We start from the raw sequence: 19121 nt of genomic DNA, 5'->3' as shown, positions 1-19121 counted from the left end.
GCGCTCTGATCATGCAGAGAAAGGTGCAACCCATTCTCATTTATGAACACGAATCATAGGTACTACACCATACTAAGCGATTGTGCTTTAACGCGCATCTTCCTATCTATGTTCTGAGAGCTTTCGATCAGACGCTTTTAAGTCAAACTCGTTCCCTTTCCAATGCTGTTGGTTGTTCTTAGGGTGCGTATAATGGCGCCACGCTTAACTGCTAAAGGGAACTGTTGATGACCGTACGTACTCGTATCGCGCCTTCTCCTACTGGAGACCCTCATGTAGGCACGGCCTATATTGCACTGTTTAATCTCTGCTTTGCTCGCCAGCACGGCGGTCAGTTCATTTTGCGTATTGAAGACACCGATCAAGTACGCTCCACTCCTGAGTCAGAGCAGATGATTCTCGACTCATTGCGTTGGTTGGGGCTTGAGTGGGATGAAGGCCCGGATGTAGGTGGTCCCCACGGGCCGTATCGGCAAAGCGAGAGGGGCGATATTTATGCGAAGTATGCCCAGCAGTTGCTAGACGCCGGGCATGCCTTTAAGTGTTACCGCACCAGCGAAGAGCTTGATGAGCTGCGCGAGTCACGCAAAGAGGCAGGCCTGCATTTGGCATTGAAGCCAACTGATTTAGCCCTGGACGCAGAAGAGCAATCACGTCGTGAGCAGGAAAGCTGGCCCTATGTGATTCGTATGAACGTGCCCAGCGAAGGCGTGTGCGTGGTTAGCGATATGCTGCGCGGTACGATTGAAGTGGATTGGGCGCAGGTTGATGCTCAGATTCTGATGAAATCAGATGGTATGCCTACGTACCACTTAGCTAACGTGGTGGACGATCATTTAATGGGCATTACCCACGTGCTGCGTGGTGAAGAGTGGATCAATTCCGCGCCGAAGCATCAACTGCTGTATGAGTACTTTGGTTGGGAAATGCCGCAGCTTTGCCATATGCCGCTGCTGCGTAACCCGGATAAGTCCAAGCTCTCCAAGCGTAAAAACCCAACGTCGATCAATTACTATCGCCGCATGGGCTTTTTACCCCAGGCCGTGACCAATTACCTGGGCCGTATGGGTTGGTCGATGCCTGATGAGCGTGAAAAATTCAGCTTGTCAGAGATGATGGCAGAATTTGATATTCAGCGTGTCTCACTCGGCGGGCCCGTGTTCGACCTAGAGAAATTGACGTGGTTGAACGGTGTTTATATCCGTGAAGACTTGGACGACGACGCACTGCTGCAAGCGCTGCGTGAGTGGGCGTTCAATGATGCCTACGTGAAGCAGATTTTGCCGCAAGTCCGCCCTCGGGTAGAAACGCTCTCCCAGGTTGTTCCGCTGGCGGGCCACTTTTTCTCTGGCTTGCCCACAATCACTAAAGATGATTTTGACAGCGTGAAGCTGGACAACGAAGAGCTAGTGAAGCTGCTGCAGTTCCTGGTATGGCGCTTTGAAGGCGTCTCTGCTTGGCATAAAGAAGCGTTGCTGGAGGAAGTCAAAAGTCTGGCAGAACACTTTGAGCTAAAAATGAAGGCCTTCCTGGCACCAGTGTTTATTGCCATTACAGGCAGTACCTCAAGCACCTCGGTGATGGATGCGATGGCTATTCTTGGCTCTGACGTGACGCGTGCACGGCTTCGCCATGCGATTGCCGTATTGGGTGGCGTGTCCAAAAAGCAGGCGAAGCGGTTTGAAAAAGAGTACCGCGACCTGTAAATAATCATCGTCACTGGTGATTGAGAAGAGCGCCGCGCGATCTTAGCGTGAGAGCGCGGCGTTTTCTTCGATAAACAGGCTTGACGAAGATCAGGCGAATCAGTAATATACGCTCCGTCTTCGCGACATGTGGGGCCTTAGCTCAGCTGGGAGAGCGCAACACTGGCAGTGTTGAGGTCAGCGGTTCGATCCCGCTAGGCTCCACCAATATCAGTAGCACTGATGTTGCCTTGTCAAAGATGCTTCCAGGTTAGATACGTCCCATTCGTCTAGTGGTCTAGGACACCGCCCTTTCACGGCGGTAACAAGGGTTCGAACCCCTTATGGGACGCCACCTCGTTTTGTCTGCTTCCTCAAAATATTCTGATTAGCAAATAGCAATGAGTTTCCTCACTTGCTCTTTTTGCATTCCCGCCATTTAGAACTTGCGTCTATTTCACGCGTTTTTTGTCAATATTGTGCTTGACTTGTCCACTTTTGCATCTTTGTGAAAGGGGTTGTGCACAGCCACATAAATATGAAGCAAAAAATCAGCTGTTTAGCTTAATTTGTTTAAAATCAGTGTCTTACGTTAGGTTAAAAAATGATCAATTTAAGGCTGGGTCACTGTCCATGGCGATTGTGGGGCGTTTTCTAGTGGTTGTGAACAGGGTTATCCACAGATAGTGTGGAAAACCCTGTCCAGGCTGGCAGTGCTAAAAAGTCAAGCGTTATTCAGGCTTGCGCAGCCGTTTCAATAGCGATGAAGTATCCCAGCGGCCACCTTCCATGCGCTGTACATCCGCATAAAACTGGTCGACTAGGGCGGTAACGGGGAGGGTGGCATTTAGCCTACGTGCTTGCTCTAGGCAAATGCCCAAATCCTTGCGCATCCAGTCCACCGCGAAGCCGTGGTTATACTCATTGGCGATCATTGTTTTGTGGCGGTTCTCCATTTGCCAGGAGCCAGCCGCTCCTTTGGAGATGACGTCAATCACTTGATGCTGGTCTAGTCCTGCCTGTTCCGCAAAATGCAGTCCTTCCGCTAGCCCTTGCACTAAACCGGCAATACAGATTTGGTTCACCATCTTGGTGAGCTGACCGCTGCTGGCAGTTCCCATCAGTGTGACGGCGCGGGCGTAGTGGTTGAGAAAGGGCGCCACAGTGTCGAAGTGGTTTTGCTCACCGCCGCACATAATCGTTAGCGCGCCGTTCTCGGCCCCCTGTTGGCCGCCAGACACCGGTGCATCAATAAATGCAACGCCTTTCTCTCGGCAAGCTGCGTCCAGCTCCAAGGCCAGATCGGCCGACGCGGTGGTGTGGTCTACTAGGTAGCTGCCGCTCATCATGGTGCTGAGAGCGCCGTCTGGCCCGGTGGTTACTTGGCGAACATCGTTGTCATTTCCCACGCATACCAACACTAAATCAGCGCCCTCAGCCGCTTCGGCGGGTGTTGAATGAGCCGTGCCGCCAAACGCCTTGGCCCATGCCTCTGCCTTGCTGGCAGTACGGTTGTAAACGCGAGTGGTAAGGCCTTGTTTGGCAAGGTGGCCGGCCATAGGGTAGCCCATTACGCCTAGGCCAATAAAAGCAACGGTGGTAATAGATCGCATAAAACACCTTTGTTGTTGGTAGGAAGCAAACAAAAGGCCACCCGTGGGTGGCCTTTGTCATCCTATGCGTGCATTAGCGCGTTAGCCGCCAATCACTTGGTAGGATAGTCACGTTTTTCGTGACCGATATACAGCTGGCGCGGGCGGCCGATTTTGTAGCTTTCGCTGAGCATTTCGTGCCAGTGAGAGATCCAGCCAATGGTGCGCGATACTGCAAAGATCACAGTGAACATATTGGTCGGAATACCCATGGCTTTCAGGATGATGCCTGAGTAGAAGTCAACGTTCGGGTACAGTTTACGCTCGATGAAGTATTCATCTTCCAGGGCGATCTGCTCCAGGCGCTTGGCGATTTTGAGCTGCGGGTCATCGGCCATACCGAGTTCGGCCAGTACTTCGTCGCAGGTCTCTTTCATCACTTTGGCGCGTGGGTCGAAGTTGCGGTAGACGCGATGACCGAAGCCCATCAGTTTGAACGGGTCGTTCTTGTCTTTCGCTTTGTCGACGAAGCGCTGAATGTTCTCTTCTGAGTCGTCGCCGATCTCGTCGAGCATGTTCAGCACGGCCTCATTGGCACCGCCATGCGCCGGACCCCACAAGGCCGCAATGCCCGCGCTGATACAGGCAAACGGGTTGGCGCCAGTTGAGCCTGCCAGACGAACGGTCGAGGTAGAGGCGTTTTGCTCGTGGTCCGCATGCAGCATAAAGATGCGGTCCATGGCTTTCGCGTACACCGGGTTGATCTTGTACTCTTCGCACGGGTTGCTGAACATCATGTAGAGGAAGTTCTCTGCATAGCTCAGGTCGTTGCGCGGATAGTTGAACGGTTGGCCAACGTTATATTTGTGCGACATTGCTGCCAGGGTCGGCATTTTAGCAATGAGGCGAATAGCGCTGATCACCCGATCTTCTTCCTGAGTAATGTCCATGTGATCATGGTAGAAAGCGGCAAGGCCGCCTACCACACCACACAGAATCGACATCGGGTGCGCATCGCGGCGGAACCCTTTGAAGAAGTTGTTGATCTGGTCATGCACCATGGTGTGATTGCGAATGCGAGATTCGAAATCAGCATACTGCTCATCATTGGGAAGCTCGCCAAACAGCAGGGTGTAACAAACTTCTACAAAGTTCGACTCTTTCGCCAGTTGTTCAATGGGGTAGCCGCGGTGCAGCAGTACGCCCTTGCCGCCATCGATATAGGTGATTGCGGACTGGCAGGAAGAGGTGGCCATGAAGCCGGGATCGTAGGTAAACAGGCCTTCAGCACCTAGGCCGCGCACGTCGATGACGTCGGGGCCAAGTGTGCCGGAATACATGGGTAGTTCGATCGTCTTGTCGAGACCGTCTACCGTCAATGTCGCTTTCCTGTCAGCCATGATGGCCTCCTTTCGAGTTCGGTTTGGGACGTAAAGTCGTTGTTTCGCATGCCGCGCCGGCGAAAAGGCTTGCCCACTATAGAAGCGTGCGACATTTTGTCAATTAGCCGTAATGCTAGACATGCTTGTACGGGATGTGCGGTTTTGGATAATAATTGTATATGATTAACTGGGGTCTATAGTACCTAAGTGACAGAGGGTTGACGATACGTTAACAGGCTTATCAAACCGTCCATCTAATGTCACTATAACCATGCTGCATCGCAAAATCGACTCAGACCATTGGCTATTTTCTTGCACCATGGTCGAGTTCAGTCTGAGTTCGGTTTGTCAGCAGGGGCTAAGGTTCTTATAATCCACGGCGCGCGACCGGCAGGTAGGTGGTCGTGCCCGACTTGGCAACGGCCGAGCCCCTTCCAGCAACCACTGCCCGCTCGGGCTATGCCCGACCTGTCGCTGAGCGGGCCAAGAGAGTGTGTATAACGCCGTGAATAGCAAACGACCCGTAAACCTAGATCTAACGACGATACATTTCCCACTACCGGCGCTAACGTCGATTACACACCGTATCACGGGTGTGATCCTGTTCGTTGGCCTGATTTTCGCTTTTTGGGCGTTGGGTAAATCCCTGTCATCTCCGGCTGGCTTCGATGCTGTCAGCAGTGCCTTAGCCAACAACTTCTTTGCCAAGCTCGTTGCGTGGGGGCTGCTGTCTGCCTTGGCATTCCACTTTGTGGCAGGCATCAAGCACCTGCTGATGGACGCCAATATTGGGGTGACCTTAGAAGGTGGCGTTAAAAAAGCACAGGCTACTGTGGTAGTGAGTGCAGTTCTGATTATTCTGGCAGGAGTTTGGGTATGGTAACCAATATCACAAGTTTTGGCCGTAGCGGGCTGTCCGACTGGCTGATGCAGCGCGTTTCTGCGGTCATCCTGGCCCTTTACACGGTTTTCGTTGTTGCCTACCTGCTGTTTAATCCGAACCTGGACTACTACACCTGGAGCGGGCTGTTCGAGCAAACGTGGATGCGCATTTTCTCGCTGCTGGCGTTTGTCTCTATCGCTGCGCACGCCTGGATCGGTTTGTGGACCGTCACCACCGATTACCTCAAGTCCACTCGCCTGCGCGTGGGTGCCCAGACGCTGATCATTCTGGCCATCTTCGTGTACCTGGTGTGGGGCATTCAAATTCTGTGGGGAGCTTGATACATGTCTAACCTTCGTAGCCTGACATTCGACGCCATTATCATCGGTGGTGGTGGCTCTGGCCTGCGTGCTGCGCTTGAACTGGCAAAATCTGGTAAGAAGACAGCCGTACTGTCCAAAGTGTTCCCGACACGCTCTCACACGGTTTCTGCTCAAGGCGGTATTACCTGTGCGATTGCCTCCGCCGACCCGAACGACGACTGGCGCTGGCACATGTATGACACCGTCAAGGGCGGCGACTATATCGCTGACCAAGACGCTGCCGAGTACATGTGTTCGGAAGGCCCCAAGGCCGTCTTCGAACTCGAGCACATGGGCCTACCGTTCTCGCGTTTCGACAATGGCCGCATCTATCAGCGTCCGTTCGGTGGTCAGTCCAAGAACTTTGGTGAAGGTGGTCAGGCCGCACGTACCTGCGCCGCCGCCGACCGTACCGGTCACGCGCTGCTGCACACCCTTTACCAGAACAACCTGAAGAACAACACCACGTTCCTGAACGAGTGGTACGCGGTGGATCTGGTCAAGAACGCCAACGGTGACGTGGTGGGCTGTATCGCCATGTGTATCGAAACCGGCGAAGTGGTGCACGTCAAGTCGAAAGCCACCGTGCTGGCGACCGGCGGTGCCGGACGCATCTACGCGTCGACCACTAACGCCCTGATCAACACCGGTGACGGTATCGGCATGGCGCTACGCGCCGGCTTCCCGATGCAGGACATGGAAATGTGGCAGTTCCACCCGACCGGTATTTACGGTGCGGGCACGCTGGTCACCGAAGGTTGCCGTGGTGAAGGTGGCTACCTGGTCAACAAGGATGGCGAGCGTTTCATGGAGCGCTATGCGCCCAACGCCAAAGACCTGGCGGGCCGTGACGTCGTGGCGCGTTCCATGGTCATGGAAATCCTCGAAGGCCGCGGCTGTGGCGAGAAGGGCGACCACGTGTTCCTGAAGTTGGATCACCTGGGCGAAGAAGTGCTTGGTAAGCGTCTGCCGGGTATCGTAGAGCTGTCTAAAACCTTCGCTCACGTTGATCCGGCGAAAGACCCGATTCCAGTCGTGCCGACCTGCCACTACATGATGGGCGGTATCCCGACTAACATTCATGGTCAAGCGATCACCCAGGACGAGAGCGGTAACGACAAGATCGTCAACGGTCTGTTCGCGTGTGGCGAAGCGGCGTGTGTATCGGTACACGGTGCTAACCGCTTGGGCGGTAACTCGCTGCTGGATCTGGTGGTCTTCGGTCGCGCTGCGGGCATGTTCATCGAAGGCGCGCTGAACGAAGGTATCGAGTATCTGGACGCTTCCGAGTCAGACATCGAATTCGCCATGAAGCGTATTACGCGCTGGAACGAGTCTGAAGAGGGCGGCGAAAGCATTCCTGAGCTGAAAGCCGAGCTTCAAGACATCATGCAGAACTCTTTCGGTGTATTCCGTGAAGAGAAAAACATGCAGGAAGGTGTCAAAAAGCTAGCGGAACTGCGTGGCCGTATTGCCAATGCGCACCTGCCGGACAAATCCAATGTATTCAACACTGCTCGTGTTGAGGCGCTGGAGCTGGACAACCTGATGGAAGTGGCAGAAGCAACGGCGATTGCTGCCCTTGAGCGTAAAGAGAGCCGTGGTGCCCACTCGCGCTACGACTACCCAGACCGTGATGATGTCAACTGGCTGAAACACTCGCTCTACTTCCCAGCAACTAAAGAGCTGAAGAAGCGCGACGTTAACTTCAAGCCGAAAACTGTTGATACGTTCGAGCCTAAGGTTCGCACCTACTAATCTCCGCACTGACGAGAGGGAGTCACCATGTCCAATCTTCAGGTATCCGTATACCGCTACAATCCGGAAACCGACTCCGCGCCTTATATGCAGGAGTTTCAGGTCGATACCAAAGGCCGTGATCTGATGGTGCTGGATGTTTTGCACCTGATGAAAGAGCAAGACAGCGGTTTAGCCTATCGCCGTAGCTGCCGTGAAGGTGTATGCGGTTCCGATGGCATGAACATGAACGGCAAAAACGGCTTGGCATGCATCACGCCGCTGTCCGATGTTGTGAAAAACAACAAACTGACGCTGCGCCCGCTGCCTGGCCTCCCGGTCATCCGTGATATGGTGGTTGACATGGGTCTGTTCTATAAGCAGTACGAGCGTATTCAGCCGTACCTGCAGAACGATACGCCAGCGCCAGCCATTGAGCGTCTGCAGTCGCCGGAAGAGCGCGACAAACTGGATGGTCTGTACGAGTGTATTCTGTGTGCGTGCTGCTCGACTTCATGCCCGTCGTTCTGGTGGAACCCGGACAAGTTCGTGGGCCCGGCGGGTCTGCTGCAGTCATACCGCTTCCTGGCCGACAGTCGCGATACCGCCACGCGTGAGCGTCTGACCAGCCTGGAAGACCCGTTCTCGGTGTTCCGTTGCCGCGGCATCATGAACTGCGTGGCGGTATGCCCGAAAGGTCTGAATCCGACCCGTGCAATTGGTAAAATTCGTGAAATGTTGCTCGCAGATGCGACGTAACTCATTAATCCTGTGAAAAAAAGCGACTACCACGTAAGTTGCATCACAAAGCTACTTAAATCGTGGCGCTTCGCTTGTTATCATAGGGGCTGTCATGGTGCGGCGACGCGCCGCACCATGGATCAGCCAAGTTTAAAAGCCGGTGCGACAAGTACCGGCTTTTGAGCATGAACTGGTAATGAAACGCGTCATCATACGTGTATGAAAAGGGCTACCGGCCACAGGTCGGCGCCGCCGGCAAACGTCCCGCCCCGCCGGCAGGGCAATAGCGATGTCGTTGCACGCATGCAGCGATGCCGATACCACCCCATCAGTGCAGGGTGACCGAGAGATGCAACAAGGCATAATGGAGTTGATGTGGCGTTCCTCTCACGTTAGTGGTGGCAATGTCCACTACGTGGAAGCGCTTTACGAGCAGTACCTCGCCGATCCTGATTCTGTCTCAGACGAGTGGCGCAGCTATTTCGATCAGTTGCCGCGTGCTGAAGGCAGTGCCTCCCACGATGTTCCACTAAGCCCCATTCGTGATCAGTTCTACCAGCTTGGCCGTGAAAGGCGCCCAGGCCGGGTAGTCGCCGCGTCCGACAGCGGTGAAAACAAAAAGCAGGTCAAAGTTCTGCAGCTGATCAACGCGTATCGCTTCCGTGGCCATCAAAAGGCCAATATCGACCCGCTTGGTCTGCGTAATCCCACCCCCGTCCCTGACCTCGACCTGTCATTCCATCAGCTGTCCAAAGCTGATCTTGATACCGAGTTCCAGACAGGTTCTTTCTTCCTGGGTATTGATAAAGCACCGCTGCGCGAGATCGTCGACGCGCTGGAGCAGACCTACTGCCGCTCCATCGGCTGCGAAATCATGCACATCGTGGATACCGAAGAGAAGCGCTGGCTGCAGCGTCGGTTTGAGTCGGTACGTAGTGCGCCTAAGTTCAGCGATGACGTGCGCAAGCACGTACTGGAACGCCTGACGGCTGCGGAAGGCCTGGAAAATTACCTGGCCTCCAAGTACCCGGGTACCAAGCGCTTCGGCCTGGAAGGTGGCGAGTCGTTCGTACCGATGATGGACGAGCTGATTCAGCGCGCCGGTGGCTATGGCACCAAGGAAGTCGTGATCGGCATGGCCCACCGTGGCCGCTTGAATCTGCTGGTCAACATCCTGGGCAAGAACCCTGCGGATCTGATCGACGAGTTCGATGGCAAGAAAGTCATCGAGCGTGGTTCTGGTGACGTGAAATACCACCAGGGCTTCAGCTCCAACGTCATGTCGCCTGGTGGCGAAGTCCACCTGGCCATGTCGTTCAACCCGTCGCATCTCGAAATCGTCGCGCCGGTGGTGGAAGGCTCGGTACGTGCCCGCCAGGATCGCCGCAATGACGCTGACGGAAGCAAAGTGCTGCCGATCAATGTTCATGGCGATGCCGCCTTCGCGGGACAGGGTGTGGTCATGGAGACATTCCAGATGTCTCAGACCCGCGCCTACAAGACCGGTGGCACGGTACACATCGTCATCAACAACCAGGTGGGGTTCACGACCTCCAACCCGGCCGATGCACGCTCCACCGAATACTGTACTGACATTGCCAAGATGGTTCAGGCGCCGATCTTCCACGTCAACGGCGATGATCCGGACGCGGTCATTCACGCCACCCAAGTGGCCCTGGATTACCGTCAGCAGTTCAAGAAAGACGTCGTCATCGACCTGGTGTGCTACCGCCGTCGCGGCCATAACGAGGCCGACGAGCCATCGGGCACCCAGCCGCTGATGTACGCCAAGATCAAGGATCACCCCTCCTCACGCACGCTGTATGCGCAGCGCCTGATCGAGCAGGGCGTGCTGTCCGAAGACGACGCCAAAGCCATGGTGGAAACCTACCGCGATGATCTCGTGGCAGGCAATCACGTGGCCAACGCGCTGGTTCAGGAACCCAACAAGTCGCTGTTCGTCGACTGGGCTCCCTACCTGGGCCATGAGTGGACCGGCAATGCCGACACCACCTTCGACATGAAACGCCTGCAACAGCTGGCGGCGAAGATGTGTGAAATCCCCGACGGTGTCGATGTTCAGCGTCAGGTCGCCAAAATCTACGAAGACCGACGTAAAATGCAGGCGGGTGGCATGGGGCTCAACTGGGGCTTTGCCGAAACGCTGGCCTACGCCACGTTGCTCGACCAAGGTCATCCTATCCGCATCACCGGGCAGGATGTGGGGCGTGGGACGTTCTCCCACCGTCACGCGGTCGTGCACAACCAGAAAGACGGGTCGACCTATGTGCCGCTGCAGAATATGGCCGACGGTCAGCCGCGCTTTACCATCCACGACTCCTTCCTATCAGAAGAAGCCGTGCTGGCATTCGAATACGGCTACTCGACCACCGCCCCGAATGACTTGGTTATTTGGGAAGCGCAGTTTGGTGACTTCGTCAACGGCGCTCAGGTGGTAGTGGATCAGTTCATCTCTTCCGGTGAGACCAAGTGGGGTCGCCTGTGCGGCTTGACCATGCTGCTGCCTCATGGCTATGAAGGCCAAGGGCCCGAGCACTCTTCTGCCCGTCTAGAGCGCTTCTTGCAGCTGTGCGCCGAGCACAACATGCAGGTGTGCGTACCGACGACGCCAGCGCAGATTTTCCACCTGCTGCGCCGCCAAGTGATTCGTCCGCTGCGTAAACCGCTAGTGGTCATGTCGCCTAAGTCGCTGCTGCGCCACAAAGAAGCAGTGTCGAGCTTGGAAGATCTCGCCTACGGCAAGTTCCACATGGTACTGCCGGATCAAGCGAATCTCGACGCCGACAACGTCACCCGCGTCATTATGTGCGCAGGCAAGGTCTACTACGATCTGGTTAACTGGCGCGCTGAAAACGAGCGTGACGACACGGCGATCATTCGTCTAGAGCAGCTCTATCCCTTCCCGAAAGAAGAGCTTCTGGAAGTGCTCCAGGCGTATGCCAATGTGGAAGACATCGTATGGTGTCAGGAAGAGCCGCTGAACCAAGGCGCCTGGTACTCCAGTCAGCACCACATGCGTACCGTGGCCGATATGTTGAAAGATGGCCTTGGACGTGAGTTGAAATTCGCAGGGCGTCCTGCCTCGGCTGCTCCGGCAGCGGGCTACATGTCCGTCCACACTGAACAGCAGCGCCAGCTGGTGGAAGACGCTTTTAACCTATAAGCGCCCACCGGGTTTAGAGAACACATAAGGGAAACGACATGGCTACTGAGATCAAAGCGCCAACCTTTCCGGAATCCGTTGCCGAAGGCACCGTGGCCGCGTGGCACAAAAAGCCGGGTGACAGCGTCGAACGCGACGAGCTGATCGTTGAAATCGAGACCGATAAAGTGGTACTTGAAGTCGTCGCACCGGAAGCGGGAACCCTGACCGACGTGATGGCCGAAGAAGGCGATACCGTCGAGTCCGAGCAGGTATTGGGCAAGATCGGCGAAGCGAGCGGTGCTGGCAGCAAGAAAGAGAGTGCCGCCAGCGATGACAGCGCCGAGAAGGCCGAGTCCAAAGAAGCCGCCAAGCCAGCCGGAGGCAAGCAGCACGACGTGAAGGCACCTAGCTTCCCCGAGTCCATTCAGGAAGGCACCGTGGCGACCTGGCACAAGAAAGTAGGCGAAGCGGTCAAGCGTGACGAAGTGCTGGCCGACATCGAAACCGACAAGGTCGTGCTGGAAGTCGTAGCGCCTGCCGATGGTGCCCTGGCGGAAATCAAGGCAGAAGAAGGCAGCCAGGTTGAGTCCGAAGCGATTCTGGCAACCTTCGTAGAGGGCGGTGGCAGTGACCAGGCCAGCGCTTCTTCTTCCAGCAGCGCTTCCAGCGACGCTGACGATGAAGGCGCCGATGAGAAGGTGGGTGGCAAAGTGTTGGCACCGGCTGCTCGCAAGATGGTTGCCGAGCACGATCTGGACGTTTCCAAGATCGAAGGTACCGGCAAAGGCGGTCGCATTCTGAAAGAAGACGTTCAGAAAGCCGTCAAGGATGGTTCGGCCAAGAAAGCGGCCAAGTCCTCTGCACCCGCCAAAGCCGCTGCTGCGCCAGCGGTCGAGGGTGAGCGTGCCGAGAAGCGCGTACCGATGAGCCGTCTGCGTCAAACCATCGCCAAGCGCTTGGTTCAGGCACAGCAGACCGCTGCCATGCTGACCACGTACAACGAAGTGGACATGGGTGCGGTGATGTCGCTGCGTGCCCAGTACAAAGATACCTTCCTGAAGGCCCACGACACCAAGCTTGGTTTCATGGGCTTCTTCGTGAAAGCCGCCTCCGAAGCTCTCAAGCGTTTCCCGGATGTCAACGCCTCCATCGATGGCACCGATATCGTTTACCATGGTTACCAGGACATCGGTGTTGCCGTATCGACGGATCGTGGTCTCGTGGTGCCGGTTCTGCGTGACACTGACAACATGAAAATTGCCGACGTCGAGAAGACGATTGTCGACTTTGGCAAGCGTGCGCGTGACGGTAAGCTCGGCATCGACGAAATGCAGGGCGGCACCTTTACCATCACCAATGGTGGTATCTTTGGCTCGCTGATGTCGACCCCGATCATCAACCCGCCGCAAACCGCTATCCTGGGGATGCACAAGATCCAGGAACGCCCGATGGCGGTGAACGGTAAGGTCGAAATTCGCCCGATGATGTATCTGGCACTCTCTTACGACCACCGCATGATCGACGGCAAAGACGCGGTACAATTCCTGGTTACGATTAAAGAGCTGCTGGAAGACCCGGCCCGTCTGCTGCTAGACGTATAACGAAGCGCGCTGATCCGCCTTCGCTAGTGCTGAGCACGCTGAGTTAATCGCACACAGCCTCCTACCCGCTGTCATCCACCCGGGAGGAGGCCACCAAGCTAAAGGAGCCAACATGGCTGACAAGTTTGACGTGATCGTTATTGGTGCAGGCCCTGGTGGCTACGTAGCGGCTATCCGCGCTGCGCAGCTGGGTTTGAAAGCCGCCTGTGTTGAAAAATGGATCGGTAAAGAAGGTAACGTCGTTCACGGCGGTACCTGCTTGAACGTAGGCTGTATCCCGTCCAAAGCGCTGCTTGAAGCCTCGCACAAGTTCGTCGAAGCCAAGCACGATTTCGACGACATGGGTATCGAAGCCGGCGACGTGACCATGGACGTCAAGAAGATGATGGCGCGCAAGGACAAGATCGTTAAGAACTTGACCGGCGGCATCTCTGGCCTGTTCAAGGCCAACGGCGTGACCGCCATCGAAGGTACCGGTAAAGTGGTGTCTGGCAAGCAGGTTGAGGTGACCGACCTCGACGGCAACACCACCACTTACGACGCCGACAACATCGTCATCGCGGCAGGCTCCGTGCCGGTGGAAATTCCGCCCACGCCGCTGACCGAAGGCCTAATCGTCGATTCCACCGGCGCACTGGAATTCCAGGAAACGCCGAAGCGTCTTGGCGTCATTGGCGCGGGCGTCATCGGCCTGGAGCTGGGCAGCGTATGGAACCGTCTGGGTTCTGAAGTCACCGTGCTGGAAGCGATGGACTCCTTCCTGCCGATGGTCGACACCGCGATTGCCAAAGAGACCCAGAAACTGCTCAAGAAGCAGGGGCTGGACATCAAATTGGGTGCCCGTGTGACCGGTTCGGAAGCGAACGGTGACGAAGTCGTCGTCAAGTACACCGATGCCAACGGCGATCAAGAGATGACCTTCGACAAGCTGATCGTATGTGTCGGCCGTCGTCCTTATACCAAAGGCGTTGTGGCCGATGGCGTGGGCGTCGAGCTGGACGAGCGTGGCTTCATCTTCGTGGACGACCAGTGCCGCACCAACGTGCCGGGCGTCTACGCCATCGGTGACTGTGTACGCGGTCCGATGCTGGCGCACAAAGCGTCTGAAGAGGGCATCATGGTGGCGGACATCATCGCCGGTCACAAGGCCGAGATGAACTACGACACTATCCCCAGCGTCATCTATACCTTCCCGGAAGTGGCCTGGGTCGGCATGACCGAGCAGGACGCCAAGGCCAAGGGTATCGAAGTCAAGACCGGTAGCTTCCCCTTCGCAGCCAGCGGCCGTGCCATGGCCAACAACGCCACCGAAGGCAGCGCTAAGATCATTGCCGATGCGGAAACCGACCGTATTCTCGGTATGCACATCGTGGGTCAGCACGCCGGTGAGATGATCGCCCAGGGCGTGATCGCCATGGAGTTCGGCTCCAGCGCCGAAGACCTGGCATTGACCTGCTACGCGCACCCGACCATGTCGGAAGCCGTGCACGAAGCTGCTCTGGCGGTAGAAGGTCATGCCATTCACATGGCCAACCGCAAGAAGCGCAAGTAATTCGCTAAGCAACAACCAAGCGCCACCGTCAGGTGGCGCAACACTTTCATGGCGGCGTGGGCAACTCGCCGTCATGAAAGCACGGGGATGACCAGCACCTGCAAGATGTTCTTCAGGGCGACTGATCATCGTTCGAGTCACATGCAACCAATGGCATGAATCGATGAACCTTCACGAGTATCAAGGCAAACAGCTGTTTGCTGATTATGGTCTGCCAGTGTCCAAAGGCTTTGCCGTGGACACTCCCGAAGAAGCAGTAGAAGCGTGCAAAAAAATCGGCGGCGACATGTGGGTCGTCAAAGCCCAGGTTCACGCTGGCGGCCGCGGTAAAGCGGGCGGCGTCAAGCTGATCAAGGACCCGGCAGAAGCCAAAACCTTCGCCGAGCAGTGGCTGGGCAAGAACCTGGTCACTTACCAGACTGACGAAAAAGGTCAGCCGGTTGCCAAGATTCTGGTAGAGACCTGCACCAACATCGCCGACGAGCTCTACCTGGGCGCGGTCGTTGACCGTACTACCCGCCGTGTGGTCTTCATGGCCTCTACCGAAGGCGGTGTTGAGATTGAAACCGTCGCCGAAGAGACGCCGGAAAAGATTCTCAAAGCTGAAATCGATCCGCTGGTCGGCGCACAGCCCTACCAGGCGCGTGAGCTGGCGTTCGCGCTGGGTCTGGAAGGCGATCAGGTGAAGCAGTTCACCAAGATCTTCCTGGGTCTCTCCAAGCTGTTCCACGACAAGGATTTGGCACTTCTTGAGATCAACCCGCTGGTCATCACTGACGAAGGCAACCTGCACTGCTTGGATGCCAAACTGGGCCTCGACAGCAACGCCCTGTACCGTCACCCGGACCTGCAGGCCATGCGCGATCCTTCCCAGGAAGATCAGCGTGAAGCCGACGCGGCGAAGTGGGAACTTAACTACGTCGCCCTCGACGGTAACATCGGTTGCATGGTCAACGGCGCAGGCCTGGCTATGGGCACCATGGATATCGTCAACCTGAGTGGCGGCAAACCCGCTAACTTCCTGGACGTTGGCGGCGGCGCGACCAAAGAGCGCGTCGCAGAAGCGTTCAAGATCATCCTGTCTGACGACAACGTGAAAGCTGTTCTGGTGAACATCTTCGGCGGCATCGTTCGTTGCGACATGATTGCTGAAGGCATCATCGGTGCCGTTGAGCAAGTGGGCGTTAACGTCCCGGTGGTCGTTCGCCTGGAAGGTAACAACGCTGAATTGGGCGCTGAAAAACTGGCGTCTAGCGGTCTGAACATCATCGCTGCTACCAGTCTGACCGACGCGGCTCAGCAGGTTGTAAAAGCAGCGGAGGGCAAGTAATGAGCATCCTGATCGATAAGAACACCAAGGTCATCTGCCAAGGTTTCACCGGTGGCCAGGGCACGTTCCACTCCGAGCAGGCGATTGCCTATGGCACGCAAATGGTCGGTGGTGTTACGCCGGGCAAAGGCGGCCAGACGCACCTGGGCCTGCCTGTTTTCAACACCGTGAAAGAAGCGGTCGAGAAAACCGGCGCAGAAGCCAGCGTGATCTACGTACCGGCACCGTTCTGCAAAGACTCGATCCTTGAAGCTGCGAACGCTGGCATCAAGCTGATCGTGTGCATCACCGAAGGCATCGCGACCCTCGATATGCTCGACGCAAAAGTAAAATGCGACGAGCTGGGCGTACGCCTGATCGGCCCGAACTGCCCGGGCGTGATCACTCCCGGTGAGTGCAAAATCGGTATCATGCCGGGTCACATCCACCAGCCGGGCCGCGTTGGTATCGTTTCCCGCTCTGGTACCCTGACTTACGAAGCCGTTAAGCAGACCACTGACCACGGTTTCGGTCAGTCTACCTGTGTCGGTATCGGCGGCGACCCGATTCCGGGTTCTAACTTCATCGACATCCTGGAGATGTTCGAGAAGGACCCGAAAACCGAAGCGATCGTGATGATCGGCGAAATCGGCGGCACTGCCGAAGAAGAAGCCGCGGCTTACATCAAGGCCAACGTTTCCAAGCCGGTGGTTTCCTACATTGCCGGTGTGACAGCACCTCCTGGCAAGCGTATGGGCCACGCTGGCGCCATCATCTCTGGCGGTAAAGGTACTGCCGATGAGAAATTTGCGGCTCTTGAAGACGCCGGTGTGAAAACCGTTCGCTCTTTGGCGCAAATTGGCGACGCGCTGAAAGAAGTGACCGGCTGGTAAGCCGCGCACTTTCTTCGTGACGCTGAAAAGGGCACCTTGGGTGCCCTTTTTGCGTTTGAGGAGGTTAAGTAAAGCGGTGAGGCGGCTAGCGCTGACGCAGCAGTCGCGCGCTGTAGAGCAGTAGCAGCGGCGCACCGGCGGCAAGATACAAGTGGTAGCTAATCAGCCGCCAGACCAGCACGGCGGCCACGGCCTGCTCCCGGCCCATCAAGGGCAGCAACAGGCTTCCCACCCCCACTTCAGCCGCCCCTGCGCCGCCAGGGAGAAAGCTGAATTGGCTGGCGGCCATAGCTAGCATCTGAGTTAAAAACGTCCAGAGCCAGTCGGCATGCCCCCCGATGCCAATCACCGCTAGGTACAGCAAGCTGTAGCGCAGCAGCCAGTGTAGGGTCGTGAGTGCCAGCATCGCTGCCAACGTGGCTTTGGGTAGCGCCAGCGTCATACGCAGCGCATGGCGACAGCGTAACAGTCGCCTAACCAGCCAGCGCCTGCGGCTAGGGCGTATCCAGGCTAGCCACTGGCGTTGAGTACGCAGCAGCTTGGGTAAGTACCCCATCATCAGCGAGACGCCCACCGCTAACAGCGCCAATCCCAGTAACGAGAGCTGTACCAGCCCCTGGTGTGGCCACTGGGCATCCCCGAAAACCGACATCGCCACCAAACCGCTCAGCATCAGCAGAAAGAACAGCAGGTCGCACCCCTGGTCGATGAGAAACACGGCGGTGCCTTTTGAGGGCGAAAATCCCCGCTGGGCAAGTAATAACAGCAGAGTGGCCGGGCCGCCGCTACCGCCTGGCGTTGCGCAGAGCGCGCACTTCGCCGCCAGCTCGATGCCCAGCGCGCCGCGCTGCCCAAGCTGGCCAGCTCGGCCGTTGAGCATCAGGCGCAGCCGGGCGGCGTTCAAGTTCCAGCATAGCGCCGCCATGGCGATCATCAGAACCAGTAGGCTAATGGGAAACTGCGCCACATGCTCAAACGCTTTGCTGCCCCCTGCAAGCGATGTGAGCACCAGTGGCGCTACCAGAGCAGCCAGCAGTAGAACGGCGTGTAGCGGACGAAAGCGCAGCAGCCGTTGAGGTTTAGCGACGGACGACACGGGCATCGGGCTGTTCGAGTCCACAGAGGTCGACATAGTGCGTCAGCAGCGAGCCAATGACGCTATCCCAGCTAAACTGGCGCTCAACAAAATGGCGCGCGTAGCGTCCGCTGGCGGCAATATCGTTGCTAAACAGCGCGGAGCAGGCGTCCGCCATCGCGTCAGGGTCAAGCGGCTGGCAGAGCACGCCCGCGCCCAGCGGTACGTTCTCGATCAGCGCGCCTGCCCGCGCGCCAATCACCGGCAGGCCGCTGGCCATCGCTTCCTGGGCCACCAGCCCAAAGGTTTCGCGGGTGCCCGCATGCAGCAGCGCATCGCTACTGGCAAGCGCTCGGGCCACTTCATGGCTACCGCAGCAGCGGTTTACCACCGTGACATTGCTAGGTACTTGAGTCGGCATGCCCGGCCCCATCAGCAGCAGGTGGTAGTTGCTGCCAAGCGCCCGCATGGTGGCGAGTAGTACGTCGATATTCTTTTCTCGGGAAAAGCGGCCAACAAAGATCAGCAGCTTTTTATCCGCAGGAATACCCATGGCCGTACGGAAGCCGGGGTCGCGTCGTGAAGGGTGAAACTGCTCTAAATCAACCCCTAACGACTGCACGCGCACGTTGGGCACGCCCCACTCGGTGAGTCGGTTGGCCATCGCATGGCAGGGAGCAAGCACGCTATCAAAGCGCTGGTACAGGTCCACCACGTAGCGAATTAGCCGTTGGCGAACATGGCGGCCAAAACGGTCCCCCATTAAGTTAGGTAAGTCGGAGTGGTAGAACCCCACCACTGGCACACCTAGCCGCTGGCCAGCCTCCAGCGCGGCCCAGGCGGTCACATACGGATCACCTGCTTCGATCAACGTGGGGGAGAGGTCTACCAAAGCATCACGCCAAGGGCGGCGGCGCAGCGGGAATCGATAGCCTTGTCCAAGAGGCAGATGCAGCGCTGGTAGCGTGTGGTGGTCGCCCAAACTATCACGCTCAGCCCCTGGCACCAGCAGGCTGGTACGGAGGTTGGGTGTGCGCGAGAGGACGCGGTGCTTGGCCTGTAAATAGGTGCGAACGCCGCCACTTGCCGGGGCGTGGAACATGGTCACATCGGCGATGTGCAAGGTAACCTCCGAGCCACATG

Annotated in this window: 14 protein-coding genes and 2 tRNA genes; 12 read left to right on the top strand and 4 right to left on the bottom strand. The window is 56.9% G+C overall.

Going from position 1 to position 19121, the window contains the following annotated elements:
- The first annotated feature begins 227 nt into the window (after positions 1-227).
- From gltX to NH344_RS00860, 3 genes are all read left to right on the top strand, one after another.
- Positions 228-1706 carry a glutamate--tRNA ligase gene (gene gltX / locus NH344_RS00870; protein ID WP_062359306.1) on the top strand — a complete coding sequence of 493 codons (1479 nt, stop codon included), beginning with the start codon at positions 228-230 and terminating at the stop codon, positions 1704-1706.
- A gap of 131 nt (positions 1707-1837) precedes the next feature.
- A tRNA-Ala gene (locus NH344_RS00865) sits at positions 1838-1913 on the top strand.
- A gap of 51 nt (positions 1914-1964) precedes the next feature.
- Positions 1965-2040: transfer RNA gene (locus tag NH344_RS00860), tRNA-Glu, on the top strand.
- A gap of 376 nt (positions 2041-2416) precedes the next feature.
- On the opposite strand, the gene NH344_RS00855 is transcribed toward NH344_RS00860, so the two are convergent.
- Together NH344_RS00855 and gltA are read right to left on the bottom strand one after the other, a co-directional pair.
- A complete protein-coding gene (locus NH344_RS00855; RefSeq protein WP_054640940.1) occupies positions 2417-3298 on the bottom strand; it encodes an NAD(P)-dependent oxidoreductase in 882 nt (293 codons plus the stop codon).
- A gap of 92 nt (positions 3299-3390) precedes the next feature.
- A complete protein-coding gene (gene gltA, locus NH344_RS00850) occupies positions 3391-4677 on the bottom strand; it encodes a citrate synthase (RefSeq protein ID WP_062359304.1) in 1287 nt (428 codons plus the stop codon).
- 487 nt (positions 4678-5164) lie between these two features.
- Between gltA and sdhC the strand changes: the two genes are divergently transcribed.
- The 9 genes from sdhC to sucD all read left to right on the top strand — a co-directional run bounded on the left by sdhC (position 5165) and on the right by sucD (position 16903).
- Positions 5165-5542, top strand: a complete 378-nt coding sequence (sdhC, locus tag NH344_RS00845; protein WP_196781579.1) for a succinate dehydrogenase, cytochrome b556 subunit — start codon at positions 5165-5167, stop codon at positions 5540-5542.
- The gene (gene sdhD, locus NH344_RS00840) at positions 5536-5883 is read left to right on the top strand and encodes a succinate dehydrogenase, hydrophobic membrane anchor protein (protein ID WP_062373586.1); all 348 of its coding nucleotides are present in this window, start codon (positions 5536-5538) and stop codon (positions 5881-5883) included. Before sdhC ends, sdhD begins: the two co-directional genes overlap by 7 nt.
- Before the next feature lie 3 nt (positions 5884-5886).
- A complete protein-coding gene (gene sdhA / locus NH344_RS00835) occupies positions 5887-7662 on the top strand; it encodes a succinate dehydrogenase flavoprotein subunit (protein WP_062359303.1) in 1776 nt (591 codons plus the stop codon).
- Between the two features lie 27 nt (positions 7663-7689).
- On the top strand, positions 7690-8400 hold the full coding sequence (locus NH344_RS00830; protein WP_016914530.1) for a succinate dehydrogenase iron-sulfur subunit: 711 nt from the start codon (positions 7690-7692) through the stop codon (positions 8398-8400).
- Positions 8401-8731: 331 nt separating this feature from the next.
- A complete protein-coding gene (locus NH344_RS00825) occupies positions 8732-11566 on the top strand; it encodes a 2-oxoglutarate dehydrogenase E1 component (RefSeq protein ID WP_253027399.1) in 2835 nt (944 codons plus the stop codon).
- 38 nt (positions 11567-11604) lie between these two features.
- Positions 11605-13149 (top strand): 2-oxoglutarate dehydrogenase complex dihydrolipoyllysine-residue succinyltransferase, encoded by a 1545-nt coding sequence (odhB, locus tag NH344_RS00820; RefSeq protein ID WP_044627830.1) that lies wholly within the window; start codon positions 11605-11607, stop codon positions 13147-13149.
- Between the two features lie 112 nt (positions 13150-13261).
- Positions 13262-14701, top strand: coding sequence for a dihydrolipoyl dehydrogenase (lpdA, locus tag NH344_RS00815; RefSeq protein WP_044627829.1), 1440 nt, complete (start codon positions 13262-13264; stop codon positions 14699-14701).
- Positions 14702-14864: 163 nt separating this feature from the next.
- On the top strand, positions 14865-16031 hold the full coding sequence (gene sucC, locus NH344_RS00810; protein WP_016914526.1) for an ADP-forming succinate--CoA ligase subunit beta: 1167 nt from the start codon (positions 14865-14867) through the stop codon (positions 16029-16031).
- Positions 16031-16903, top strand: a complete 873-nt coding sequence (sucD, locus tag NH344_RS00805) for a succinate--CoA ligase subunit alpha (protein WP_044627828.1) — start codon at positions 16031-16033, stop codon at positions 16901-16903. The genes sucC and sucD overlap by 1 nt, the downstream gene beginning before the upstream one ends.
- Positions 16904-16988: 85 nt before the next feature.
- Here sucD and NH344_RS00800 read toward each other — a convergent pair whose 3' ends face one another.
- Together NH344_RS00800 and NH344_RS00795 are read right to left on the bottom strand one after the other, a co-directional pair.
- A complete protein-coding gene (locus NH344_RS00800; protein ID WP_058576927.1) occupies positions 16989-18005 on the bottom strand; it encodes a lysylphosphatidylglycerol synthase transmembrane domain-containing protein in 1017 nt (338 codons plus the stop codon).
- On the bottom strand, positions 17983-19101 hold the full coding sequence (locus NH344_RS00795) for a glycosyltransferase family 1 protein (RefSeq protein ID WP_044627826.1): 1119 nt from the start codon (positions 19099-19101) through the stop codon (positions 17983-17985). Before NH344_RS00795 ends, NH344_RS00800 begins: the two co-directional genes overlap by 23 nt.
- Positions 19102-19121: the final 20 nt, after the last annotated feature.

This window comes from Halomonas sp. Ps84H-12 (assembly GCF_024124725.1).
GTDB lineage: Bacteria > Pseudomonadota > Gammaproteobacteria > Pseudomonadales > Halomonadaceae > Vreelandella > Vreelandella aquamarina.
Note: the sequence above shows the minus strand (reverse complement) of the source record. Positions and strands in the feature narration are given on the sequence as shown.